This window comes from Marivita sp. (assembly GCF_051251565.1).
Taxonomy (GTDB): domain Bacteria; phylum Pseudomonadota; class Alphaproteobacteria; order Rhodobacterales; family Rhodobacteraceae; genus Marivita.
In genome coordinates, this window is record NZ_JBPOFB010000003.1 from 196111 (window position 1) to 219439 (window position 23329).

At 59.4% G+C, this 23329-nt stretch carries 25 protein-coding genes; 7 read left to right on the forward strand and 18 right to left on the reverse strand.

What is annotated here, in order from left to right; translation table 11 throughout:
• Positions 1 to 48 precede the first annotated feature (48 nt).
• Positions 49 to 342: a YggT family protein gene (locus ACSHXH_RS05640; protein ID WP_435670797.1), complete on the reverse strand. Its 294-nt coding sequence runs from the start codon at positions 340 to 342 to the stop codon at positions 49 to 51.
• A 137-nt stretch (positions 343 to 479) separates the two neighbouring features.
• Here ACSHXH_RS05640 and ACSHXH_RS05645 point away from each other — a divergent pair, with 137 nt between their 5' ends.
• From ACSHXH_RS05645 to arfB, 6 genes are all read left to right on the forward strand, one after another.
• Positions 480 to 1031 carry a thioesterase family protein gene (locus tag ACSHXH_RS05645; protein ID WP_435670798.1) on the forward strand — a complete coding sequence of 184 codons (552 nt, stop codon included), beginning with the start codon at positions 480 to 482 and terminating at the stop codon, positions 1029 to 1031.
• Between the two features lie 54 nt (positions 1032 to 1085).
• Positions 1086 to 2426, forward strand: coding sequence for an MFS transporter (locus ACSHXH_RS05650; protein WP_435670799.1), 1341 nt, complete (start codon positions 1086 to 1088; stop codon positions 2424 to 2426).
• Positions 2423 to 3343 (forward strand): penicillin-insensitive murein endopeptidase, encoded by a 921-nt coding sequence (mepA, locus tag ACSHXH_RS05655; protein ID WP_435670800.1) that lies wholly within the window; start codon positions 2423 to 2425, stop codon positions 3341 to 3343. Before ACSHXH_RS05650 ends, mepA begins: the two co-directional genes overlap by 4 nt.
• A 37-nt stretch (positions 3344 to 3380) precedes the next feature.
• A complete protein-coding gene (locus tag ACSHXH_RS05660; RefSeq protein WP_435670801.1) occupies positions 3381 to 4178 on the forward strand; it encodes an esterase-like activity of phytase family protein in 798 nt (265 codons plus the stop codon).
• A gap of 92 nt (positions 4179 to 4270) precedes the next feature.
• The gene (locus ACSHXH_RS05665; protein WP_435670802.1) at positions 4271 to 4900 is read left to right on the forward strand and encodes a queuosine precursor transporter; all 630 of its coding nucleotides are present in this window, start codon (positions 4271 to 4273) and stop codon (positions 4898 to 4900) included.
• A gap of 261 nt (positions 4901 to 5161) precedes the next feature.
• Complete coding sequence (gene arfB, locus ACSHXH_RS05670) at positions 5162 to 5584, forward strand: alternative ribosome rescue aminoacyl-tRNA hydrolase ArfB (RefSeq protein WP_435670803.1); 423 nt, start codon at positions 5162 to 5164, stop codon at positions 5582 to 5584.
• A 75-nt stretch (positions 5585 to 5659) separates the two neighbouring features.
• Here the strand turns inward: arfB and ACSHXH_RS05675 are convergent, their stop codons facing one another.
• The 5 genes from ACSHXH_RS05675 to argH form a co-directional block, all read right to left on the reverse strand.
• Positions 5660 to 8281, reverse strand: coding sequence for a TIGR02302 family protein (locus ACSHXH_RS05675; protein ID WP_435670804.1), 2622 nt, complete (start codon positions 8279 to 8281; stop codon positions 5660 to 5662).
• A 36-nt stretch (positions 8282 to 8317) separates the two neighbouring features.
• Positions 8318 to 9583, reverse strand: a complete 1266-nt coding sequence (lysA, locus tag ACSHXH_RS05680; RefSeq protein ID WP_435670805.1) for a diaminopimelate decarboxylase — start codon at positions 9581 to 9583, stop codon at positions 8318 to 8320.
• A 199-nt stretch (positions 9584 to 9782) separates the two neighbouring features.
• Positions 9783 to 10100 (reverse strand): DUF2834 domain-containing protein, encoded by a 318-nt coding sequence (locus ACSHXH_RS05685; protein WP_435670806.1) that lies wholly within the window; start codon positions 10098 to 10100, stop codon positions 9783 to 9785.
• Positions 10100 to 10273, reverse strand: a complete 174-nt coding sequence (locus ACSHXH_RS05690; RefSeq protein ID WP_435670807.1) for a hypothetical protein — start codon at positions 10271 to 10273, stop codon at positions 10100 to 10102. Before ACSHXH_RS05690 ends, ACSHXH_RS05685 begins: the two co-directional genes overlap by 1 nt.
• The gene (argH, locus tag ACSHXH_RS05695; RefSeq protein WP_435670808.1) at positions 10270 to 11661 is read right to left on the reverse strand and encodes an argininosuccinate lyase; all 1392 of its coding nucleotides are present in this window, start codon (positions 11659 to 11661) and stop codon (positions 10270 to 10272) included. The genes ACSHXH_RS05690 and argH overlap by 4 nt, the downstream gene beginning before the upstream one ends.
• Positions 11662 to 11684: 23 nt before the next feature.
• Here argH and ACSHXH_RS05700 point away from each other — a divergent pair, with 23 nt between their 5' ends.
• Positions 11685 to 12251: a TlpA family protein disulfide reductase gene (locus ACSHXH_RS05700; RefSeq protein ID WP_435670809.1), complete on the forward strand. Its 567-nt coding sequence runs from the start codon at positions 11685 to 11687 to the stop codon at positions 12249 to 12251.
• Between the two features lie 451 nt (positions 12252 to 12702).
• Here the strand turns inward: ACSHXH_RS05700 and ACSHXH_RS05705 are convergent, their stop codons facing one another.
• The 12 genes from ACSHXH_RS05705 to bchL form a co-directional block, all read right to left on the reverse strand.
• Positions 12703 to 14019, reverse strand: coding sequence for a UDP-glucose dehydrogenase family protein (locus ACSHXH_RS05705; RefSeq protein ID WP_435670810.1), 1317 nt, complete (start codon positions 14017 to 14019; stop codon positions 12703 to 12705).
• Between the two features lie 133 nt (positions 14020 to 14152).
• Positions 14153 to 14620 (reverse strand): c-type cytochrome, encoded by a 468-nt coding sequence (locus ACSHXH_RS05710; protein ID WP_435670811.1) that lies wholly within the window; start codon positions 14618 to 14620, stop codon positions 14153 to 14155.
• 107 nt (positions 14621 to 14727) lie between these two features.
• A complete protein-coding gene (gene hemA, locus ACSHXH_RS05715) occupies positions 14728 to 15942 on the reverse strand; it encodes a 5-aminolevulinate synthase (RefSeq protein ID WP_435670812.1) in 1215 nt (404 codons plus the stop codon).
• The gene (gene puhE / locus ACSHXH_RS05720) at positions 15932 to 16753 is read right to left on the reverse strand and encodes a putative photosynthetic complex assembly protein PuhE (RefSeq protein WP_435670813.1); all 822 of its coding nucleotides are present in this window, start codon (positions 16751 to 16753) and stop codon (positions 15932 to 15934) included. Before puhE ends, hemA begins: the two co-directional genes overlap by 11 nt.
• 93 nt (positions 16754 to 16846) lie before the next feature.
• A complete protein-coding gene (gene acsF / locus ACSHXH_RS05725; RefSeq protein ID WP_435670814.1) occupies positions 16847 to 17971 on the reverse strand; it encodes a magnesium-protoporphyrin IX monomethyl ester (oxidative) cyclase in 1125 nt (374 codons plus the stop codon).
• Positions 17968 to 18264 (reverse strand): hypothetical protein, encoded by a 297-nt coding sequence (locus ACSHXH_RS05730; RefSeq protein ID WP_435670815.1) that lies wholly within the window; start codon positions 18262 to 18264, stop codon positions 17968 to 17970. The genes acsF and ACSHXH_RS05730 overlap by 4 nt, the downstream gene beginning before the upstream one ends.
• An 18-nt stretch (positions 18265 to 18282) precedes the next feature.
• Positions 18283 to 18750: a photosynthetic complex assembly protein PuhC gene (puhC, locus tag ACSHXH_RS05735; protein ID WP_435670816.1), complete on the reverse strand. Its 468-nt coding sequence runs from the start codon at positions 18748 to 18750 to the stop codon at positions 18283 to 18285.
• 12 nt (positions 18751 to 18762) lie between these two features.
• The gene (gene puhB / locus ACSHXH_RS05740; protein WP_435670817.1) at positions 18763 to 19398 is read right to left on the reverse strand and encodes a photosynthetic complex putative assembly protein PuhB; all 636 of its coding nucleotides are present in this window, start codon (positions 19396 to 19398) and stop codon (positions 18763 to 18765) included.
• 52 nt (positions 19399 to 19450) lie between these two features.
• A complete protein-coding gene (puhA, locus tag ACSHXH_RS05745) occupies positions 19451 to 20230 on the reverse strand; it encodes a photosynthetic reaction center subunit H (protein ID WP_435670818.1) in 780 nt (259 codons plus the stop codon).
• Between the two features lie 26 nt (positions 20231 to 20256).
• Positions 20257 to 21696 (reverse strand): PucC family protein, encoded by a 1440-nt coding sequence (locus ACSHXH_RS05750; RefSeq protein WP_435670819.1) that lies wholly within the window; start codon positions 21694 to 21696, stop codon positions 20257 to 20259.
• Entirely contained in the window at positions 21693 to 22364 is a 672-nt protein-coding gene (gene bchM / locus ACSHXH_RS05755) for a magnesium protoporphyrin IX methyltransferase (RefSeq protein ID WP_435670820.1), read from the reverse strand. The genes ACSHXH_RS05750 and bchM overlap by 4 nt, the downstream gene beginning before the upstream one ends.
• Positions 22364 to 23329, reverse strand: coding sequence for a ferredoxin:protochlorophyllide reductase (ATP-dependent) iron-sulfur ATP-binding protein (gene bchL / locus ACSHXH_RS05760; RefSeq protein ID WP_435670821.1), 966 nt, complete (start codon positions 23327 to 23329; stop codon positions 22364 to 22366). Before bchL ends, bchM begins: the two co-directional genes overlap by 1 nt.

The following is a 23329-nucleotide window of genomic DNA, read 5'->3' on the forward strand; positions in this document are numbered from 1 at the left end:
TAGCCTGACAGTCTCATACTAAGGATGCGTGAACAAGCCTTTGACGCGTCAGAAACTGTAGAACCAACCCGCGTTGTTCGAAAGCACGATGCGCAGGATGTAGACGGCGATCAATGCGGCCAGCGGGGCAAGATCGACGCCGCCAATCTGTGGTATAAAGCGGCGCAGGCGGGAATAGAGCGGGTCAAGGATGCGATTCAGAGTGTCCCATATCTGTGCGACGATGGGCTGGCGCAGGTTGAGAACCTGAAAATTGATCAGCCAACTCATGATGACATGGGCGATGATGAAGAACCACACCACGTCGAGAAGCAGCATGAGGATCTGGTAAAGAGATTGCATCGAGCGGACTTCCTTTGCCTGTAACTCTCCAACAGGTAGGCGCAACGGGCGCGAAGAACAAGGCAGGGCGGGTTCCGCGAGGTCGTGATTGACGTGATCTGCATTCAGGTCAACTAAGCGGGGAACAGGAGGTTCACATGTATCCCTTTGCCCGCATGGCGCTTGGTCTTTGGAAGGCGCGCAGATCCCCACAGCTTGGTCCGTTTGGCACCTATGTGTCGCAGCATCGCTGCTGGCCGTGGGACATCGACATGTGGATGGAGCTGAACAACGGCCGAACGCTCACGCTTTATGATCTGGGGCGGATTCCGCTGGCACAGGTGAACGGGTTGATTGACCTGATCCGCCGTGAACGCTGGGGCCTGACCATGGCAGGGGTCGTTGTGCGCTATCGCCGTCGCATCCGCACGTTCGAGACCTTCGAGATGCGCAGCCGGTTGCTGTGCTGGGACGCGCGGTTTTTGTATATCGAACAGTCGATGTGGAAGGCGGATGGCGAATGCGCCAACCATGCGGTCTATCGGTCTGCGGTGACGGACACCTCTGGGATCGTTCCGACAGAGCGGGTGATCACAGCGATGAATCTGGGTGACACCCCCTCGCCTGAGATGCCCGATTGGGTGGCACAGTGGCTTGCGGCCGAGGACATGCGCCCCTGGCCACCCATGCAGGACACCGTGACCCCGTAACGCCGCTTGCCGCATGGGCGTTTCGGACCCATAACCTCCTCAGGGGGACATGGCATGTCTGACGGCACCTTGCGCAAACGGATTTGGGGTTGGTTCTTTTTCGACTGGGCAAGCCAGCCGTATAACACGCTTTTGATCACCTTCATCTTTGCGCCCTATGTCAAAGAACTCGTCGGTGACGGCTCTACAGCGCAGGCGGCGTGGGGGTTTGGGATTGGCACTGCGGGGATCGTGATTGCGCTTTTCGCGCCGGTCCTGGGCGCGCTGGCGGATACGGGTGGCAATCGGTTGCGCTGGATCTGGCTGTTTTCGGTCATGTATGTCGTTGGCGCGGGCGGGCTGTGGTTTGCCGCACCCGGCGATTTCAGTCTGGTTCTGATCCTGGCCTTCTTTGCCCTTGGCATGATCGGGATGGAGTTCGCCACGACGTTCACCAATTCCATGTTGCCCGATCTTGGAACCCGAGACGAGATCGGGCGGATTTCCGGCAATGGCTGGGCGTTTGGCTATGTCGGCGGGTTGGTCACGCTGGTCATCATGCTGTTGTTTTTCGCCGACAGCGCAGAGACAGGCCGCACCTTTATCGGGTTGGAGCCTGCCTTTGGTCTGGACCCGGCGGCGCGCGAAGGCACACGGTTTGTAGGCCCTCTGACCGCGATCTGGTTCGTTGTGTTCATGGTGCCGTTCTTTGTGTTCGTGCGCGAACCCAAGGCGCGAAAGGCGCCGAAAGGTGCGGTGCGGATGGCGTTGCAAGACCTCCGCACCACGCTGCGCCGCTTGCCGCGGGACAGGTCGCTGTTTGCCTATCTGGGATCGGCCATGTTCTACCGCGATGCGCTGAACGGGATGTATGCGTTTGGCGGCATCTATGCGGCGGGCGTGTTGGGCTGGGGCGTACAGGACGTGGGTATCTTTGGCATCCTTGCCATCATCACCGGGGCCATCGCAGCGTGGCTTGGCGGGATGGCCGATGCACGGTTCGGGCCAAAGCCGGTGATCGCACTGTGCATCGTTGTGCTGACGCTGGTCGCAATTTCAATCGTCGCAATTTCGCGGGATGCGATCTTTGGTATCCCGTTGGCCGAGGGATCGTCCCTGCCCGATATCGCGTTCTACCTGATCGGCGCGGTGATCGGGGCGGCGGGCGGTGTGTTGCAATCGGCCAGCCGAACGATGATGGTGCGGCAGGCCAATCCGGCGCGCATGACCGAGGCCTTCGGGCTGTATGCGCTTTCGGGCAAAGCGACCAGTTTCCTGGCACCGTTGTTGATCGGGGTGACCACTTACCTCACCGGATCACAGCAATTGGGGGTCAGCCCGGTGATAGGGCTTTTCCTGATTGGCCTTGTGTTGTTAGTCTGGGTGAAACCAAACGGGCATCAGGCAGTGGTATGAAACGGTTTTCCTTAGGTCTTGCGGTCGCGGTTTTCCTGAGCGCATGCGGCAGTGGCGACGCGCCGCGCAACAGTGACACGGCGGCGTCCAGCCCGCGCGTCACCGGCGTCATGAGCACACGCGACGCCAAGCAGCTTTTCGGTGGCATGGGCGCGGCGTCGCAACAATCGCCTGCAGCCTTTGGCAGCTATGCCAAGGGCTGTGCCGCGGGACAGGTGCAATTGGCGGAAACCGGACCAACCTGGCAAGCAATGCGCCTGTCGCGGAACCGCAACTGGGGCCTGCCCATCACGGTGGATTTCCTGCAAGACCTGTCTCGCATCGCCGCCCGCGAACCCGGTTGGAGCGGGCTATATGTCGGGGATATCAGCCAGCCGCGTGGCGGGCCGATGCTGACCGGGCATGCAAGCCACCAGATCGGGCTGGACGCTGATATCTGGATGCGCCCCGCAGACCGGCTGAACCTGTCCCGAACCGAGCGCGAGAACATCTCTTCGATTTCGATGCGTCGGTCCAGCGGGGCGTTTATCAATGACCAGTGGACCAAATCGCACCACAACATCATCAAGGCTGCCGCCAGCGATCCGCGTGTGTCGCGCATTTTTGTCTTTCCGGGGGCCAAAGTCGCCATGTGCAACGCCGAAACCGGAGACCGCAGTTACCTGCGCAAGATTCGGCCTTGGTACGGTCATCACCATCATTTCCATGTGCGACTGGCCTGCCCGCGTGGCATGACGGGCTGTGTCGATCAGGAAGCACCGCCGCGCGGTGACGGGTGCGACGATGCGCAAGCATGGGTGAACAACATTCTGAACCCGCCGCCCCCTGATCCCAACGCGCCGCCACCGCGACCACGCCGGGAACTGACCCTGGGTGATCTTCCGGCGCAGTGCGCCACTGTGTTGTCGTCGAACTGATCCAGGTTTGACACAAGACGCACCTCAAGCCCGGTTTTTGTCGTCCTATCATTGGACCAAAGAGCGCGATGATTTCGGGGGATATTCCGGACTCACACTTGCGCCCGATGGGGGTGGGTTCGTGTTGCTGAGCGACCGAGCCCACCTGATCGAAGGCACGATCTTTCGCCATGGAGACCGGATCATCGGCGTGCGCAGTGCAGGCATTGCCCCTCTGGAGATCCCAGACACCCTGTTGGACCGGACTTTCCGGCGGGACACCGAAGGGCTGGCACAGGATACGCGCGGCGGGCTGTATATCTCTCTGGAAAGCAACAACCGGGTGATCCGCCGGGGGGCAGATGGCACATGGTCGGTTCTGCCAGCCTATCCTGGCATTGATTCGCTGCCGAACAATCGTGGGCTGGAGGCGCTGGCGATTGGCCCGGATGACGCGGTCTATGCGATCCCCGAGATGTCGGACGGGCTTTTACAGCCATTCCCGGTGTTCCGGTTTCGGAACGGCACTGGATGGGATCAGCCCATGTCGATCACCCGCAGCAAAGGGTATGTGCCTGTCGGAGCAGATGTGGGACCGGATGGTCATTTATATGTGCTCGAACGCGGCTTTGGCGGGTTCGGATTTTACAGCCGCGTCAGACGGTTTGATCTGTCCAAAGACGACGCGACGGAGGGTCAGGTTCTTTTGACCAGCGCCGTGCGTCGGCATGACAACCTTGAAGGGTTGGCCGTATGGGCCACGACCGATGGATCTTTGCGCCTGACCATGGTGTCTGACGACAATTTTAACGTCTTTCAGAAAACCGAAATCGTGGAATACGCGGTCGGCAATTAACTTGTCATGCGGCAGACGGCGCGATAAGCGTCGCGCCATTCCCGACGATTGGGAATCAAGTCCCCGCAACCTTGGCAAAACGGGAGTCATTCATGACCCGCGCACATATTCCTGGCATCATTGCGATGGCCCTCATCGTGTTAGCCTCCAACATCCTTGTTCAATTCCTGTTCGGAAACTGGCTGACCTGGGGGGCGTTCACCTATCCGCTCGCGTTCCTTGTCACCGACCTGATGAACCGTCTGTACGGCGCAAGTGCGGCACGGAAGGTCGTGTTCGCGGGCTTTGTCGTTGGCCTGTTCTGTTCACTGGTCGGCACGCAAATTCACGGTGAGTTTGGGCCGCTGGTCACCTTGCGCATCGCGTTGGCCTCTGGAATTGCCTTTCTCACTGCGCAGCTTTTGGACGTGGCGATCTTTGACAAGATGCGCAATGGCGCGTGGTGGCGCGCGCCCTTGATGTCCACATTGATCGGGGCATCTGTGGACACCGCGCTGTTCTTCAGCATCGCGTTTTCTGGCGCGTTGCGCTTTATCGAGCCCGCGAATGATGTGTCCTGGGCAGGCGAGATGCTGCCGCTTTTGGGGGCTGGTCCGGTTGCACCGCTTTGGGTGTCGTTGGCCGTGGCGGATTGGGGCGTTAAAATCGTCCTCGCCCTGATCGCATTGATACCTTTTCGACTCATCGTTCTGCGATTTCGGGAAAACCCGGCCGCGACATGAGAAAACTGTTGCACCACGCGCAAAGGCTGTCAGTCTGACAGTGCGTTATTTCAACAGCTGAAAGGAGGTGATCCAGTGTCAAGAGAGGTATTGGAGAGAGGTGTCGGAACAGTTCATGAGGAAAACATCTAGGGCAGTCCCTGGGTGATGAACCCATCGAATTGGTGTGGAACCTAACCGGACCCCACCTCCGTGAGTCTCGAAGGGTCGCCCATGTGGCGACCCTTTTTGTATGCAAGCTGCTGCGCTATGTGAATGATCATGCTCAAGATATCCGACACCATCACCCTTGAGGATTGGGAACTGACCGAACAGTTCATCCGCGCGTCCGGCCCCGGTGGGCAGAACGTGAACAAGGTTTCCAGCGCTGTTGAGCTGCGGTTCGAGGCGGAGCGGTCGCCAAACCTGTCCGGTCCGGTCAAAGCCCGATTGCGGCGGATCGCCGGGCGGAAATGGACAAAGGACGGGGCCATCGTCGTTCAGGTGGACGAAACCCGATCACAGGCCCGCAACCGCGACATTGCCCGCGAGCGATTGAAACAGATGATTGTTCAGGCGCTGACCCCGCCCAAGCGCCGGGTGGCGACCAAGCCGACACTGGGTTCCAAAAAGCGGCGGCTGAAGGCCAAGAAGGTGCGCGGCGAGGTGAAATCGCTGCGCGGCAAGATAGAGCCCGAAACGTAATCCGGGCGATCCCGTGTGCAGCTGCGGATGATGCGACACCGCATCATCCGGTTTGTGTCATCGCAAACGCGCGCCTTAGAACCGGTCGAGCAGACGTTCCAGATACTCAAGCTCTTCTTCGGGGCGTTCGCCTTCACCCGAGCGGCGCCGGATTTCATCCAGCAATTCGCGGGCGCGGCGGTACACGTCTTCGCCCTGCAACAGGCTTTCGTTTGACCCGATCTGACCGTTCGATCCAACATTGCGCCCAAGCGGATCGCGCTGCTGGCCCGGATCAGCCCCATCGGCCATGCCTTGCTGGCCTTGGCCTTGTTGCTGCTGTTCTGCCATCGCCTCGCCCAGATTTCGCATGCCTTCGCGCAACGCTTCCATGGCTTCAGATTGGTTGTCGATGGCCCCGGCCAGATCGTTGTCGCGCAGCGCCTCTTCGGCCCCTTCCATCGCACCTTCGGCGCGGTCCAGCGCCTCGCGGGCGGCATCGCCAGCCTCGGTGCCGGTACCAGGAAGGTTTTGGGACTGGCGATCAAGCTCTTGCCGCAAGGACCGCTGACGATCGGCAAGGTTTTCCTCAAGGCTTTGGCCCTGCCCATTCTGGCCTTGGCCTTCGCCCTGACCCTGCCCCGGCTGTTGTCCGGGTTGCTGGCCTTGCCCCTGCTGTTGGCCCTCTCCCTGACCTTGTTGCTGGCCAGGTTGCTGACCCTGTTGGCCTTGCTGACCCTGCTGACCGGGATTGAACTGCTCCTGAAGATCGCGGAACGCCTGATCCGACAGATCCTGCTGCTCACGCAGGGTTTCGGCAAGCCCTTCCATCGCCTGTTCGCCAGGGGACTGGCCTTGTTGGCCCTGTCCTTGGGTGACCTGCATGTTCTCCATCATCTGGCGCAACTGTTCGAGCGCTTCTTGCGCTTCGGCCATGCGGCCCTCTTCCATGAGTTCCTGAATGCGATCCATCATCTCTTGCAGGTCGTTCTGGCTCATCTCCATGGTGTTCTGGTTCTGAGTCATCTCTTGATCGGGATTGTTCTGCTGCTCTTGCTGAGCCTGTCGGGACAGCTGACGCAGGTAATCATCCGTCGCCTCGCGCAGTTCTTGCATCAGCTCGGCGATTTCCTGATCCGACGCGCCATTTCGCATCGCTTCGGAAAGCCGGTCCTGCGCGCGTTGCAAGCGTTCCAGCGCATCCTCAAGATCGCCCTCTTCGAAACGCAGCGCCAGATCCCACATCGCCTGCGCAATCTCTGCCTGTTGATCGTCAGTCATGGACACCTGCGCCAGCGCCTCGATCCGGCGCATGATGGTGCGTAACCGCAGGAAATCGGTGCTTGAGCGGAACACATCATCCGGCCGGTGCGACACCGCCCGCATCAGCAGCGCAATGTCAGCCGCGTTTTCGCGGTTCCACAGCAGCGCGCGGCGCTGATCAATGATGGCCGACGCCATAGGATCAAAAAACCGCCGTCCCGGCAGGGCAATCACATCAGCCATGGATTCACCAATCTGATCGGCTTCGTCGGTCACAGACAGGCTGATGGTGACAGGCAGGTTCGCCCAAGGGTGTTCCGAGAAATTGTCGATCACCGTTTCGGTGAACTCTGATCTGTCCCCGGCAATCGGCATCGGCAGGGGCAGTTCGATGGTGGCGCGCGGTTCCGGGTCGATGCGCAGCCCGTAGCGACGGTCGACATCGTCCAGCGCCAGCGTGATACGGGCCATGCCATCGCGCACGGCGTAATCGTCTTTGGCCACGAACGGGATTTGCGCCTCCCCGTCATAGCTGACTTCGATCTCGCCATCGCGCGTCACTTCGGGGGCGCGGTCCGGCGTGGCGACAATCTCCCAAATTCGGCCACCGGGTCCGTCGATCTCAAGCTGTCCGGATTGTGCAATGGTGAATTCCTGCGCTGTGCTGATCGACGCCGCAACAAGGTCCTCGGGGGTTGCGGTCGGGGACACGCGGCCCGAAATCGTCTCGGACACGCTCAGCGCGCCCACTTCGCCATAGAACCGCAGGGTCACGCGACTGCCCTCTGGGGTTTCCAGACGCGCCTCGCGGATGTCGTTGAGGTAAATGGAGGGGAGCCCGGTGTAGTGCGGCGGCTCCAGCCAGCCTTCCCATGTCGGACCAGATGCCAGATCGGACCCGGTCGGACCCATCGCAGCCACCGTCTGCACCCGCAGAACGGAGCCGAACACCGCCGCCACCAAAAACGCAAGAACCGCGACGTACCGAAGTGCAAACGGATCGGCCCGCGACACCCGCAGATCGGGTTCCACCGCTTTGGCGTCTTTCAGCCGTGCCGCCATGCGCGCCTGATGCGCGTTCCATACCGCCAAAGAGGCCGGATCGTCCGCCCCGATCGCCTGATTGTCCAGTGCGGCAAGGATCGGGTTGCCCGGCAATGTGGCGTCCAAGCGTGCAAGGGCCGCGGTGTATGACGGCCATGCAAACCGCCGTATACCGCGCACCAGCGCCCAAAGTGCCGCGCCAAAAGACACGCCCAGAATTGCCCAGACCGCTTCAAGCGGCAGAAAGTCCTGCACCCCCAGCATCAGGAAGGCAAGAACCACAAAAAGCACCGACCAGAGCGGCCAGAACGCGCGCACAACCACCTCTGCCCCCATACCCAAACGGGTCAGGAACAGCGGCCAGCGCAGGGCCGCGTTGATCTCTGCGGGCAGGGTATCCCGTGCAGTCATTCCGATCTCCAGATCATGTGACCGCAGGGGAATACCTCACAGCCATGGGGGAATGGTATCTCGGTTTATGATTTCGTCAAAGTCTGGGCGTTTGCGAATGACAGCGAATTGATCACCCTTTGCCAAAACTTCGGGCACAAGAGGCCGCGTGTTGTATTCGCTGGCCATCACAGCGCCGTAAGCACCGGCAGATCGGAAGGCAACAAGGTCTCCTGCGGCAAGGGGCGGCATCATGCGATTCTTGGCGAACGTGTCCCCGGATTCGCAGACCGGGCCGACGATATCAAAGGGCTGCTGGTCAACCCCCGGTTCGGGTTCGATCACCGGCACGATGTCGTGATGGGCGTCATACATCGCGGGACGGATCAGATCGTTCATCGCACCGTCAAGGATCAGGAATTGACGACCCTCGCCCTGCTTTACATAGATCACACGGCTGACAAGAATGCCCGCATTGCCCACGATCAGGCGACCCGGCTCAATCTCGATCTCGCAGCCCAGATGGCCCACGGTGCGCTTGATCAACGCACCATATTCAGACGGCAAAGGCGGTGCCTCGTTGGAGCGTTCATAGGGAATGCCCAGACCGCCCCCCAGATCAAGCCGCTTGATCGTATGCCCATCTGCGCGCAGCTGCTCGGTCAGCTCTGCCACTTTCTGATAGGCGCGTTCGTACGGCTCCAGATCGGTCAGTTGCGAGCCGATATGCACGTCAATGCCGATGATTTCGATCCCCGGCAATGCGGCGGCTTCGGCATAGACCTCGCGGGCTTTGGCGATCGGGATACCGAACTTATTCTCGGATTTCCCAGTGGCGATCTTGGCATGGGTCTTGGCGTCCACATCCGGATTCACCCGCACTGTGATCGGCGCGGTTTTGCCCAATGACGTCGCAACCTCGGAAATAATCCGCATCTCCGGTTCGCTTTCGACGTTGAACTGGCGAATCCCGCCTTCCAATGCCATGCGAATCTCGGCGCGGGTCTTGCCGACGCCCGAGAACACGATCCGATCGCCCGGCACGCCCGCTGCCTTGGCGCGCGTGTATTCGCCGCCCGACACGACATCCATGCCCGCGCCCAGATCGGCCAGCGTCTTGAGGATCGCCTGATTGGAGGCCGCTTTCATGGCGTAGCAGATCATATGCTCCATCCCGTCCAACGCCTCGTTAAGAACCTGAAAATGGCGGGTCAGGGTCGCGGTGGAATAGAGGTAAAACGGTGTCCCGACAGAAGCCGCGATATCGGCAACTGCCACGTCTTCGGCGTAAAGCGCGCCATTACGATAGAGAAAATGATCCACAACCGTCTCCTGAACAGACCGCGCCGCAGTAGCGCAGCGTGGGGGCCTGCGCTACCCCCTGCTTCTTCTTTTCGTAAATATGCCAGCACTCCGACAGCGAAACCGGACATCAGCGGGAAAAGGCGCGACAGAGACACGCGTGCCCACCCGAGGCGCAGCCGAGACATGCAGCGCGGGGTGCAAAGCCCGCACATTGGTGTCACGGAATGGGTCTGGACCGCAGGAAAAGGTAAAGCGGCAGGCCGCAGCTGACGCCAATGCAATAGATTGCTGGAACGGCGATCAAGGCACTCCAGTTTCGGCGGACAGCGACCTCTGCAATGATCCAGATGGTCAAGGTCACCGCTGCAATCGTCAGATCCCATGTCAAACCGGTGGTCGAGTCGTTGACATACCACGCGTCAATGAGCGCCCCGAGGCTCCAGTCATTTGCGGCAAGATATGACAGGAAGTAATACATCGGATGAACCGTGCCCCAGATCGCAAGAGCAAGGTAAACCCAGCGCATCGGCGTCATCAGAAGCTGGCCCCGACGGTCACCGGACCCGAGCGGACAGTCACTCCAGTCGAGGTGCGCACGCCCTCACTGCCCACGGACACGGTTGTGTTGACGGAGGGTGTGATGGGTGGGCCATCCGCACCGCAGGCCGCCAACGCAAAGATCGCTGCAATCAAAACCGCTCTGATCATCCCAACACCTCTTTCCAACGCGCCACCTGTTCGCGGACCCGAACCGGCGCGGTGCCACCATAGCTGGTGCGGCTTGCCACTGAATTGTGGACACCCAGCACCTCGAACACGTCGGCGGTGATCGCCGCATGCACAGATTGCATGTCTTCAAGGCTCAGATCCGGCAAATCGCACCCTTTGTGTTCCGCCATCGCCACCAAAGACCCGGTGACATGATGCGCGTCTCGGAAAGGTAGGTCGAGCGCGCGCACAAGCCAGTCCGCAAGATCGGTTGCCGTAGAAAACCCGGCAGAGGCGGCGGATTCCAGATTGGCGGTGTTGGCGGTCATGTCCTTGACCATGCCATCCATCGCAGCCAGTGCCAGCATCCAATTGTCGGCAGCGTCAAAAACCTGTTCCTTGTCTTCCTGCATGTCCTTGGAATAGGCGAGCGGCAGGCCCTTCATCACCATCATCAGCGCGACGTTGGCCCCGAAAATGCGCCCGATCTTTGCGCGGATCAGCTCTGCTGCGTCGGGATTTTTCTTTTGCGGCATGATCGACGACCCGGTCGAAAAGCGATCCGACAGGGTGACAAAGCGGAATTGCGCGGATGACCAGATCACCAGTTCTTCGGCAAAACGTGAAAGATGCACTGCGCTGATGGACGCCACGCTTAGAAATTCGAGCGCGAAATCCCGATCACTAACCGCATCAAGGCTGTTGGCCATCGGGCGGTCAAAGCCCAGCGCCTGTGCCGTCATGTCCCGGTCAATCGGGAAAGATGTGCCAGCAAGCGCCGCTGCGCCCAAGGGCGATTCGTTCATCCGGCGGCGGGCGTCTTGGACGCGGCTGAGGTCACGGGCGAACATTTCGACATAGGCCATCATGTGGTGGCCCCATGTGACCGGCTGTGCCGTTTGCAGATGGGTAAAGCCGGGCATGACCCAATCGGCACCAGCGTCTGCCTGCGCCACAAGCGCGCGCATCAAGGCTTCCAATCCCGTTGCCGCCGCATCCAGTTGGTCGCGGACCCACAGGCGAAAATCTGTCGCAACCTGATCGTTGCGGGACCGGCCCGTGTGCAGGCGGCCTGCGGGTGCGCCGATCACCTCTTTCAGGCGGGCTTCAACATTCATGTGGATGTCTTCAAGAGCGGTCGAAAAGGTGAACGCGCCTGTTTCAATCTCTGACAATACGGTGAGCAAGCCTTCCCGCATCGCCTTTGCATCGCTATCTGTCACAATACCCTGTGCAGCGAGCATCGCGGCGTGGGCCCTTGAACCGGCGATATCCTGCGACGCCATACGTTTGTCAAACCCGATGGAGGCATTGATCGCTTCCATGATCGCATCGGGACCGGCGGCGAAACGGCCGCCCCACATCTGGTTCGAGGATTTGTCGGACATGGTCTTACCCCTTCGGAGGGAAAATGAAGAAAACACTTGCCGCTCTCCTCTATACGGGCCTCGTTGCGCTTGCAAACCCAGCGCTGGCCGATCTGGCCAAGGCCGAAGCGATGCGCGACGGCGACATGAAAAAACTCAACTTCCACAGCGACGTGCAGCCTGCCGGAACCACGGAATTCACTACGTTTGAGGGTGATCCGCTGACGTTGGAACAGTACGAGGGCAAATGGGTGTTGCTGAACTTCTGGGCCACATGGTGCGCGCCGTGCCGCAAGGAGATGCCGATGTTGTCCGAGTTGCAGACCGAATTCGGCGGAGACGCGTTTGCCGTGGTGACGATTGCAACTGGGCGCAATCCGCCGCCTGCGATGAAAAGTTTCTTTGACGAGATCGGTGTCGACAACCTGCCGCTTTACCGCGATCCGAAATCGGGTCTTGCACGAGAAATGGGCGTTTTGGGCCTGCCGATCACGGTGATCCTGAATCCCGAGGGGCAAGAGGTCGCGCGGATGCGCGGGGATGCAGATTGGGCCTCGGACAATGCCAAGGCCATTTTGCGCACCATTCTGGAACAGGACACCGCAGGCTGACCGGAACGCACAGCAGGCAGGATCTTTGGGCGCGTCCCCCGACGCTCACACAGCACGCAGCGCTTCACCTCATGGATTGGTTGTAGCTGCCAATCGCGTTTCAGCGCGTGCCTTTAGTTGTGTTGGACCCAAAGCTCCTGCGCTGCGACGGTGCAATCCCCATGCGCCATGTGCACGCGCGACGCGGTGCCCGTGAGCAAGAAGAGAGAGTGGACAGTGTCAGAGACCTGACGCATGGACGCACCTGTGTTCGAGCCCCCGCCCGACAGGGATGTGTTTGTCAGAAATGTGGCAGCGCACCAAGCTTTTCGCCACATTTGCCGGAAACGCGTTGATTTTGCGAACAATCATAGAGGATTGCATGGGTTCGTTAGAAACACGAACCCTAGTCCTGCCTCATTTCAGCCGCAAATCAGATCGCAGGCCAATCGCTGGACGCGTATTTGTCGAATCAGGAAAACCCGCTGCGGCCGACGCTGTCATAGGCGATGAACCCAGCCTCTCGCACGACATCGACGTTGTAGATGTTGCGCAGGTCCGCCATTGCCGGATGCGCCATGCGTTTGGCGATCTGTGTCAGATCAAGCGCGCGGAATTCATTCCATTCGGTCAGCAGAACCAGCAGATCGGCATCTTGCACAGCCTCATAGGGATCATCCTGCCATTGCACTCCGGGCAACAGCGCTTCGCCTTCGTGCTGGCCTTGCGGATCACAGACCCGGACCTTGGCCCCGCCGCCGACAAGCGCGGGCACGATGGTCAGGGACGGCGCATCGCGCATGTCATCGGTGTTGGGTTTGAACGTCACGCCCAGCACAGCGATTGTTTTGCCATTGAACGATCCCCCGCACAGATCCTGCAATTTCTCGATCATGCGACGTTTGATGTCTTCGTTCACCGCAATCACCGCTTCGGTGATGTGCATCGGGGTGGCGTGTTCCTGACCGATGCGTGCCAGCGCCTTGGTGTCCTTGGGAAAGCACGATCCGCCATAGCCCGGACCTGCATGCAGGAACTTATTGCCGATGCGATTGTCCATGCCCATGCCTTTGGACACCTGTTTTACATCCGCACCCACCTTTTCACAGAGTGCAGCGATCTCGTTGATGAAAGTGATCTTGGTCGCCAGAAATGCGTTGGCGGCATATTTGATCATCTCGGCGGATTCGAGGTCCGTGGTCACAATCGGAAAGTCGCGCAGGTATAGCGGGCGGTAGACTTCGGACATCACAGCCGCTGCGCGTTCGGTTTCCACCCCCACAACCACGCGGTCGGGTTTCATGAAATCATCAATCGCCGCCCCTTCGCGCAGAAATTCAGGGTTCGAGGCCACGTCAAATTCAAGGTCGGGGTTCGCTGCCGCAACAACCTCGCGGACTTTGCGGTTTGTGCCGACGGGCACGGTCGATTTGGTGACGATGACAACGTAGTCTTTGGCCGCCTTTGCGATTTCTTCTGCGGCGGCCATCACGTAGGTGAGGTCTGCGTGGCCGTCGCCGCGGCGGGTTGGGGTGCCAACAGCGATGAACACCGCATCCGCGCCATCAATCGCCGCAGACAGATCCAACGTGAATTCAAGACGCCCGGCCTCGACGTTCTTGGCCATGAGGGTATCAAGGCCCGGCTCGTAGATTGGAACTTCGCCCCGTTCGAGCATGTCGATCTTGCGTTGATCCTTGTCCACACAGACAACGCTATGCCCGAAGTCGGAAAAACACACCCCGGACACAAGGCCAACGTAGCCGGTCCCGATCATTGCAATTTTCATGGTACTGCCCTTGCATTCTTTTCGGGACGTTTTGCGCCCGGTGGTCAGCGTGGTCAACTCTGGGGTTGTGCTGGGGCAAAAGAAAAGGGCGCGCTGTGGCAGCGCGCCCCGTTCATCAACACGTTTGGGTGTTTTACGATCCCGAGCCCGTACCGTCATGCGGTGTTTCCGCGTCCGGGCTAACAGTCACAAGATATGCATAGACGTCTTCCATGCCCTTGCGCAGGCGGAACGACATCTTTGAGCGTGCGCCGCTGTCGTCCAGATACTCGGCCAAGAAGCCTTTGGGGTCCTGAACATAGCCAACGAACGTCTCTTCGTTCCAGACCAGACCCGCCTCACCAGCGGCAACGAGGCTATCACCATAGCGGAAGTCTTCGACGGTCCCGGCCTTACGACCGATGATGTTCCAAAGGTTCGGACCCGTGCGGCCGCCCTTGACAAACTCAGTGCCGTCTTCGGCCACGATCATGTGGCACGACTTGCACTTGTTGAATTCCTTTTCACCCGCAGCGGCATCACCCGAACCTGCATGGCTCTCGGCGAAGGCTGCACCAGCGAGCGTGATTGCCGTGGCCGCAGTTGCGATCATCAACTTCATTACTGAACTCCTTTTTCGTGTTCAGGCGGACAATAGACCCGTCTCAGGCCGTTATCCAATAGCAAACCTGTGTTGTTCCATTCGACCTAAGCAGCACACGGGCAAAGTCAAGCAACCTGATGGGCAATGGCGCACTGTTTCCAAAGGGTGGCAAGCGCCTGAACCAGCTGTTCGATATCTGCATCCGAATGCAGCGGGCCGGGTGTGAACCGGAGCCGTTCGGTGCCTTTGGGCACTGTCGGGTAGTTGATCGGCTGAACATAGATACCGTAATCCTGCATCAGGATATCCGCCAGCATCCGGCACTTAACCGGGTCCTTGATCATCACCGGAATGATGTGGCTGTGGTTGTCGAGGTGCGGAATGCCCTGATCATCAAGACGCTTGCGCAGCTTGGCCACCTGTTCCTGCTGCTTGCGACGCTCAATGTCGCTTTTCTTGAGGTGCTGAATGGAAGTGCGCGCCGCAGCGGCAACCGCAGGGGGCAACGCCGTGGTAAAGATGAACCCTGACGAAAACGACCGGATGAAATCGCACATCGCTTCGGACCCGGTGATGTAGCCGCCCATCACACCGAACGCCTTGCCCAACGTGCCTTCGATCAACGTGATCCGATCCGCGAGGCCCTCGCGTTCCGACACACCACCACCGCGCGCGCCGTACATGCCAACCGCGTGAACCTCGTCAAGATAGGTCATCGCGCCGTGCTTTTCGGCCACTTCGACGATTTCCTTCATCGGGCAGATGTCGCCATCCATCGAATAAACCGATTCGAACGCCACGATCTTGGTTGCGTTGCTGGGAAGCGCCGCCAGCTTGCGGTCAAGGTCTTCGGGGCTGTTGTGCTTCCAGATGACCTTGTTGCAGCGCGCGTGGCGGATGCCTTCGATCATCGACGCATGGTTCAATTCATCCGATAGGATCACCGCATCGGGAAGACGCGACCCAAGCGTGCTGAGCGCCGCCCAGTTGGACACATAGCCAGAGGTGAACAGAAGTGCCGATTCCTTGGCGTGCAGATCCGCCAGCTCGACCTCCAGCAGCTTATGCTGGTGATTGGTGCCACTGATGTTGCGCGTGCCACCGGCCCCACAGCCATTTTCGGCCACAGCTTTTTGCATGGACTCAATGACATCGGGGTGCTGCCCCATGCCAAGATAGTCGTTGGAACACCAGACCGTCACCTCATCGGGACAGTTTTCATCATGCGACTTCGCCCGTGGGAACGCGCCGCATTTGCGCTCCAGCTCGGCAAATATGCGGTAATTTCCCTCTTCTTTCAGGGCATCAAGCTGGGCATTGAACAGGCTGTCAAAGTCCATGGGCGTCCTCCGTTCGTATCGTCTTGTCTTGTTGTTTTGGTTTGGGCGCAGGGATCATCCAGCGCCAGAGCTTCTCGTCGGGCAGCGGCAGAACCATGAACCAATGCTCGAGCAACGCGAGCGCGGTCATGGCCGCCAGCAGGGAAAAGCCGATCACATCTCCGGGCGAGGAGGCGGAATATATCCGCTCAAGCCAGCAGGCGACGGCAAAGGTCAGCGCACTGACCGAGATTGGGAACAGCCAGTTCATCTTGGCATATCTGAAATGGCTGGGCAGATGCGCCAGCGGCGCAGGCAGAAATTCAGTGTTGATCTTGGGCACACCCAGAAAAAGGTTGAGCTTGGCCGACACGCGGGCAAAGAACAGCACCGCAAAGGTCCAGAACCCAAACGTGTTTTCGGCACCATGGGTGTAAAGCCAGACACCCGCGAGCGTCGCCGCAAGCAGCATCTCGTGATAGGCAATCGTGCCCCAGGCCCGGATGAACCGTTCCCATTCAGGAATGTCCTCGCGGCACACTCGTTGGTTCGGCCCGGTGATCGTGCCGGTCAAAAACGCCATCTCGATCCACGCCCATAGCGCCAGGGCAGACAAAAACGCGTGGTAGGCCGCAGCGCTGCTGACCAGATCCGCGGTTGCCCAGATGCCGTAAGCCCCGACAAAGAACACAGGCAGCGCCGCCCAGGTCAACGCCCGGCCAAAGCGCACGCCATGCCGGTCAGCATATTTCACAACCATCAGGATTGCCCCGGTGGAAAACCACCAGACAAAAAGCGCCACAAGGGCTGCAATCCAAGGGTCATTCAGCACGCGTCTTTGTCCTTCTTCTTTTTCCAAATATCGCCGGGGGGTGTGGGGGGCTGGCCCCCCACGCGGTCGCCGCCGTCAGGCGGCGAAACCGCTTTAATAAGCAGGCACCATGCGGGTGTTCTTGGGCACCTCATGTTTGTGCGCCGGGATGGTATAGAGCGACACGAAACACATCGCCGCCTTGGCAGAGCCAGCCCATTCCTTGAGCTTGCCGCCCAAACCACCTTGCGCTTTGGCTTGGGCAATCTGCACATTGGCGCGCTGTAGGCGTTCCAAGGTCGGCTGCCAGCGTGGGTGTTCAATATCCAGCGTGATCGGGAAGATCTGCTGTGTCAGCTTAGACGTCTTGGTGAACACTTCATGTGCGTACCAATCCGGGTCAACGCCAAGTGCCTTGTGGAACGCGGGGCGCTGGTGATCGCGGACATACATGGTCGCGTAGACAGCCGTCAGGAAGAACTTGATCCAGAGCACGTTCTTGCCTTGGGTGAGCTTTGGATCCGTCTTCATCAATAGCGCGAACGCTTCGCCATGGCTGAACTCGTCATTGCACCATTCTTCGAACCACTTGAAGATCGGGTGGAAGCGATGCTCGGGATGTTCCTGCAAATGGCGGAAGATCGTGATGTAGCGCGCATAGCCGATCTTTTCCGACAGATACGTGGCGTAGTAAATGAACTTGGGGCGAAAATAGGTGTATTTCTTCTTCTGCGTCAGGAACCCAAGGTTCACCGCAACACCGGCTTCGCGCAGCGCATCGTTGATGAACCCGGCATGGCGGGCCTCGTCGCGGGCCATGAGCTGGAACAGCTGGGTGATGTCCTTGTTGTTGCCTCGCCGTTTCATTTCCTTGTAAAGGACACAGCCTGAAAACTCGGCGGTGCAGCTTGAGATCAGGAAATCCAGAAACTCTTTCTTAAGCACCGGCTCCATGTTCTCCCAATCGACATGATCCCAGTCTTCGTTCTTCTTGAAGTGGCCCTTGTTGGGATCGGCGACCATCTGGTCAATCAACTGGTCCCATTCTTCGCGGATGCCATCGACATTGATCGCGTCAAGCTCATCAAAATCGGTGGTATAGAAGCGCGGTGTCAGAAGCGTGTTCTGCATCGCCACCTCGGTGGCAGCAACGCTGTCGAACTTTGCATTTGCTTCCTGAATGGCAAGGCTTTCCTCGACGGTTGTCGCGTCGGCGGTGTGTGTAGCGCGCACGTTCATAGCGTCACCTCCTCAGAGAATGAAAACTCGCAAAGCTCCATCACTTCGAAATCGCCGGTGAGGCGGGTCCAAAGCTGTTCCAGCTTGGAGGCGCGGTAGATGATGGCTTCGCGGTCTTCGGAAACCACTTCTCCGAAAGCAGCCATGATCTCTGGTCCCTGCACCTTTACTTCGTCGCCGGGATAAATCACCGCGCCATTGTTAAAGCGCACATGTGCATGAAGGCTCTCGAAACAGTGGCTGATTTCCACCGTGCACGGCGCCCTTTCAATATCTTTTGTCAACAGACCCATTGTCCGATTCCCTTTCGGTTAGTTCAGCAGCCTGGCGAAAGCGGCCGAGTTGTCAGCGCCGAACCCCATAAGGTCGGCCCCCCATCCCGTGCTGGGATCAAAGATCTCAAGACGGTTATTTTCACGCGCACGGATGATCACCGGACCATCCAGATCAACACGTGCCTTGGTGCGCTCCCGTTGCAGGACGCGCCACATGCCCGAGAGGAACCCACCCTCTTCCGGCGAATAGCTGGCGACCAGGCTACGGTCTTCAGCATAGACCTTGGCGGCGCCGCTCATAGCTCCTTCAAGGTACAGAATTTTTTCGATCACGATAGGAGATTCAGGTGCGGTGTATTGCACCGGGCCATCCATCCAGCGATAGGCGCTTACCATGATCAGGCAAATCATCACCATTCCGAACATGGCGCGGACAAAAAGGCGTGGCACCAATTCGCGTTCGGTGGCGTGAATACGGGCTTTGTCGACGGCTTGCGTTTGCATTGTCTGTGCTCCCTATTCTGCGGCCACGGCCGAATGGATTGCGCTTGCGCGCTGAACCTGCGGGGTTGAAACGCGAGCCTCTGCGGCTTCGGAGACCATCGCGGCGATACGTTCGGCATCCGGGATACAGCGCAGCGCGGGCTGTGTCGGGGAAATCCGCCATGGGCGCACATGCGGCCAGCAGACAAGATAGCTGATCCGGGTGTCGCCCAGCAGGTCAAACGCGATGGTGCCGGTTCCGCCCTTGCGCAAGTCAAGGTTGGCCGCACCGATCTGTGTGTAGGGCAAGTTCAGGGTCACGGTCAGCGCCGCACCGATCCGCATGGCAACGCGGCGATTGGTGATGGTGTAGACCGTGTAATGGGCCTGAGCAAAGGCGATGCCAAGCAACAGAACCAGAACAATGGCCCCAAGAAACAAGAAGGGAACCGACGCCCAGATCGCCTGGCCCAAAGGCATCAGATCCATCACGGTGACGAACCGCCAGGCGGCAAGGAACACAAAGTATCCAGCAACCCAAAGAAGGTTCAGCGATTCCTTGGACAAGGCCCACCAGTCTGGTTTGCCCTGCCAGAGGATCACCTCTCCCTCGGGAGGTGTCTCTGGCAGACCTTTGACAGGTTCGACCTGAAAATCATCATGTGGCATCGTGGGTTCCCTTTCCTAAAGCCGTGGCTGCGGCCGTTGGTTTCTTGTCCGTTTAGAGTTGCGGTTCGAGACGATCCTGGCTCGCATAGAGCGTCCCGCCGCCGTAGTAGGCGCTGACCTTCTCTTCTTCGAGCTTGGTGATCTGCTGCGATGATGCGAGTGTCGGAACACCGGCAAAGTGTTCGCCAAAGATCGACCGGATTTTTACGCGGTTGCCCCAGATGCGGGTGAACGTGATCGGAACAAGCCGCGATCCGCTGCCATATTCTGCATCCAGTTCCAGTTCGAGATAGCGCACCATCTGTTCCGGCTCGTCGATCCACATATCGGTGATCTTGCCAACGATGGCCCCATCGCCCGCCACAACCGGCAAACCGCGCGGGTCACGACCCGCTGAAACACGGAAGTGATCGCTGCCCGACATCGGGATGATCTTGGGATGACCGTGGCCGTCCAGTTCCGGCTCATCACGGCGCGGTGCCCAGCTTCCGGGGCCAACACCATCTGCCAGCGGGTTACCTACCGGATCGAAGGGGAAGCCGCCGCTGTCAAATTGGCGCGTCAGTTTCGCGTCAATGTCGGTGCGCTCGGGTGTCTGGCCCGATGGCACGGTGTATTCGCCACGGCCATGCGGCAGCAGGAATGTCTTGTCCGACGGGTTCGGGAACACGCTTCCCGCGTCTGCCTGGCTGCCGTCTTCATCAAGAAGCGGATAGCCTTCACGCTGGTTCTCGCGCTGAATCCAGATCACGAGTCCAACAAAGAAAATGAAAAACAACCAGAGCGAAATGCTCGCAAGGTCGAGGTTTCCAAGGATATAGTCTTCGGTCATCTTTAGTGCTCCTTGATGGGCCTTGGTTAGGTTGGGAAATCGGCAAGGCCCAGCCCTGTCGGTTTGCGGTTGATGATAAGTGTGCTTCTGTTTTGGCTAACGAGACGGCCCAAGACGATGAGCGTCGCAAACAGAAGCGCGATTTCGAGATGGTAAACGACGGAGTAACCGGTGGCGGGCGACGCGAGTGCGTCGCCCCAGCTTCCCGCCATGGCGAGCATGTTCACACCGTCGCGGGTTGCGCCTCCGATCAGGGTCGACAGACCCGCAGCCGTGGCTTGCGCCGCGCCCCATGCGCCCAGCGCAAGCCCGCGCCCGGCCAAGCCTTCGGCGGGCAGCGTCATGGCTGCGGTCAGGGTCGAGATGGCAAAGTAGCCGCCGCCAAACCCGATCAGGCCAGCGCCCAGAAAGAAGAGAAACGTTGAATTCATCGGCGCGGCAAAGATCACGATGCTGAAGGCGGCAACGCCCGCAAGCAAACCGACAGACGCCATGCGGTAGGTGTTTCCACCCTTGGCCAGAACACGCGCGGCAATGCCAAATCCGATCAGCGCCCCAAGCGCCCATGTCGCGGTCAAAAGCGTGGTCGACGACACAGACAGCCCCAGGATTTCACCGCCATAGGGTTCAAGCAGCACGTCCTGCATGTTGAACGCCATTGTACCCAAGAATACCACTGCAAGCAGCCGCCCTGCGGTGCCACCGGCGGTCAGGTCGGCCCAAGCGTCTTTGAACGACGGTTGCGGCGCTTCGCGGTCTTTTTTTGACATAGGCTTGACGCGTTCTTGCTTCCAAAGCGCGATCACGTTGAGCACCAGTGTCACCACTGCGCAGCCCTGCACGACACTGATCAGCAGCACGCCCGAGAAATCCCGAAGCAGGAAGCCGATCACAATGGCCGACACGCCCATGCCCACCAGATACATGACGTAAAGCAGCGACACGACGCGCGGGCGGGTTTCGTCGGTGGCCCGATCCGCAGCAAGCGCAAGACCGGCAGTCTGGGTCATATGCATGCCAAAGCCGGTCATGATAAAGGCAAGCGCAGCCAGCACTTCGCCAGCGAATGGCACGTCGTGGGTAACATCGCCGCCCAGCACCAAAAGGCAGGCGGGCATGACAGCCAAGCCACCAAACTGCCAAAGCGTGCCGAACCAAAGATAGGGAACACGCTTCCAGCCGATGGCCGAGCGGTGATTGTCCGACTTGAAGCCAAGGAGTGCGCGGAACGGGGCGATCAGGACTGGCAGCGCCACCATAAAGGCGACCAACGTGGCCGGGACCGACAGCTCTACGATCATGACACGATTCAACGTGCCCAACAGCATGACACCCGCCATGCCGACAGACACCTGGAACAATGCCAGCCGCAATAGTTGGGCCAAGGGCAAATCGTCAGAGGCCGCGTCCGAAAACGGCAGCATCCTCATGCCCAAAGACTTCACCTGATTGCGGCTTACGATCATGCACGGAACTCCAAGGCCTGACTGATGTAGAACCCGGAATTCACCCGGCCCAGATCAGTCAGTTGCCCAATGTCAGAGACTTTTTGTGACAAGCGCTGCGGGCCATGCGGGATCATCGTTGGCGAGCGGTCGGACTTGGGGAACACCTTGCCAGCGTACCACATTCCCATCAAAAGCGGTGTGCGCGGAGCGACAGTGAACGCCACAGATCCGCTGGTACGTTGACCCAGCGTGTCCAGCGCGCGGCGGATGTCGGGTTCGGTATAGTAGATCAGGCTGTCCATAGCGATGACGTGGTCAAACGCGCCCAGGTCAGCAGAGAGCATATCCCCACTGGAGAACGACACCTTATGTTGCAGGTTTTGCGGCAAACGGTCCTGCGCAATCTTGACCAGGGACGGAGAGATATCGACGGCCACAACCTCGGCCCCGCGCAGCGCCAGTTCATGCGTCATCTGACCGGCACCGCAGCCGGCATCCAGAACCCGCACTCCATGCAGGTCGGAAGGCAGCGCCGACAACAGTTTGTCGCGCATCTGGTCCCGGCCTTTGCGCACGGTTTCACGAATACGGCTGACTGGCGCGTCAGACGTCAGACGCTCCCACACCTTGGTGGCGGTGCGATCGAAATAATGTTCAACCCGGTCGCGTGTGGCTTCATAGGTCATCAATCGAATCCCAAAAGCTCAAAGATGTCGCGGTCTTCCAGCGGCTTTGGCGCCATGCCTTCGGTGCCTTTCAACAAGGTCTCGGCAAGGCGGATATATTCTTTGCGCGCCAAGACGATGTCTTCTTCGTCAGGCATTTCGAAGAGCGTCTTTTTCTTGAGCCGCGAACGGCGGATGGCATCGTAATCCGGCATATGTGCAAGGCGCTTGAACCCAACGGTGTCGCAGTAGCGATCCACTTCGTTCGTGTCCTTGGACCGGTTCGCCACACAGCCGGCGAGCCGCACCTTGTAGTTCACCGATTTCGCCTGAACGGCCGCGATAATACGGTTCATGGCGTAGATGCTGTCAAAGTCGTTGGCGGTGACGATCACCGCGCGATCCGCGTGTTGCAGGGGTGCTGCAAAGCCACCGCAGACGACGTCGCCCAATACGTCAAACAGAACGATATCCGTGTCTTCCAACAGGTGATGCTGCTTGAGCAGTTTCACGGTCTGGCCAACCACATAGCCGCCACAACCTGTGCCCGCAGGCGGACCGCCCGCTTCGATGCATTTCACACCGTTAAAGCCTTCTGCCACGAAATCCTCGGGGCGCAGTTCTTCGGCGTGGAAATCAACGTCCTTGAGGATGTCGATGACCGTGGGCTGCAATTTGCCTGTGAGGGTGAATGTGCTGTCATGCTTTGGGTCACACCCGATCTGCAAAACACGCTTGCCGAGCTTGGAGAACGCCGCCGACAGGTTCGACGAGGTGGTCGATTTGCCGATGCCGCCCTTGCCATAGACCGCAAACACCTGTGCGCCTTCAATCTTGGCACTGCCATCCTGATGCACCTGAACAGACCCGTCGCCATCCTGCCCCTTCAGGATTGGGGGTGAGGTGACGCCGCGCGCTTCGAGGCCAGCGGCTTCGCGTAGGGCTGCACGGGCGGCGGGCGGGCTTTTTGCGTCAAGTGGGCTCAT

Bases quoted from the DNA above. Each gene is read 5' to 3' on its own strand.
- ACSHXH_RS05640 (WP_435670797.1), bottom strand. From the start codon at position 342: ATGCAATCTCTTTACCAGATCCTCATGCTGCTTCTCGACGTGGTGTGG.
- ACSHXH_RS05645 (WP_435670798.1), top strand. From the start codon at position 480: ATGTATCCCTTTGCCCGCATGGCGCTTGGTCTTTGGAAGGCGCGCAGA.
- ACSHXH_RS05650 (WP_435670799.1), top strand. From the start codon at position 1,086: ATGTCTGACGGCACCTTGCGCAAACGGATTTGGGGTTGGTTCTTTTTC.
- mepA (WP_435670800.1), top strand. From the start codon at position 2,423: ATGAAACGGTTTTCCTTAGGTCTTGCGGTCGCGGTTTTCCTGAGCGCA.
- ACSHXH_RS05665 (WP_435670802.1), top strand. From the start codon at position 4,271: ATGACCCGCGCACATATTCCTGGCATCATTGCGATGGCCCTCATCGTG.
- arfB (WP_435670803.1), top strand. From the start codon at position 5,162: ATGCTCAAGATATCCGACACCATCACCCTTGAGGATTGGGAACTGACC.
- ACSHXH_RS05675 (WP_435670804.1), bottom strand. From the start codon at position 8,281: ATGACTGCACGGGATACCCTGCCCGCAGAGATCAACGCGGCCCTGCGC.
- ACSHXH_RS05685 (WP_435670806.1), bottom strand. From the start codon at position 10,100: ATGACGCCGATGCGCTGGGTTTACCTTGCTCTTGCGATCTGGGGCACG.
- ACSHXH_RS05690 (WP_435670807.1), bottom strand. From the start codon at position 10,273: ATGATCAGAGCGGTTTTGATTGCAGCGATCTTTGCGTTGGCGGCCTGC.
- argH (WP_435670808.1), bottom strand. From the start codon at position 11,661: ATGTCCGACAAATCCTCGAACCAGATGTGGGGCGGCCGTTTCGCCGCC.
- ACSHXH_RS05700 (WP_435670809.1), top strand. From the start codon at position 11,685: ATGAAGAAAACACTTGCCGCTCTCCTCTATACGGGCCTCGTTGCGCTT.
- ACSHXH_RS05705 (WP_435670810.1), bottom strand. From the start codon at position 14,019: ATGAAAATTGCAATGATCGGGACCGGCTACGTTGGCCTTGTGTCCGGG.
- ACSHXH_RS05710 (WP_435670811.1), bottom strand. From the start codon at position 14,620: ATGAAGTTGATGATCGCAACTGCGGCCACGGCAATCACGCTCGCTGGT.
- hemA (WP_435670812.1), bottom strand. From the start codon at position 15,942: ATGGACTTTGACAGCCTGTTCAATGCCCAGCTTGATGCCCTGAAAGAA.
- acsF (WP_435670814.1), bottom strand. From the start codon at position 17,971: ATGAACGTGCGCGCTACACACACCGCCGACGCGACAACCGTCGAGGAA.
- ACSHXH_RS05730 (WP_435670815.1), bottom strand. From the start codon at position 18,264: ATGGGTCTGTTGACAAAAGATATTGAAAGGGCGCCGTGCACGGTGGAA.
- puhC (WP_435670816.1), bottom strand. From the start codon at position 18,750: ATGCAAACGCAAGCCGTCGACAAAGCCCGTATTCACGCCACCGAACGC.
- puhB (WP_435670817.1), bottom strand. From the start codon at position 19,398: ATGCCACATGATGATTTTCAGGTCGAACCTGTCAAAGGTCTGCCAGAG.
- puhA (WP_435670818.1), bottom strand. From the start codon at position 20,230: ATGACCGAAGACTATATCCTTGGAAACCTCGACCTTGCGAGCATTTCG.
- ACSHXH_RS05750 (WP_435670819.1), bottom strand. From the start codon at position 21,696: ATGATCGTAAGCCGCAATCAGGTGAAGTCTTTGGGCATGAGGATGCTG.
- bchM (WP_435670820.1), bottom strand. From the start codon at position 22,364: ATGACCTATGAAGCCACACGCGACCGGGTTGAACATTATTTCGATCGC.
- bchL (WP_435670821.1), bottom strand. From the start codon at position 23,329: ATGAGCCCACTTGACGCAAAAAGCCCGCCCGCCGCCCGTGCAGCCCTA.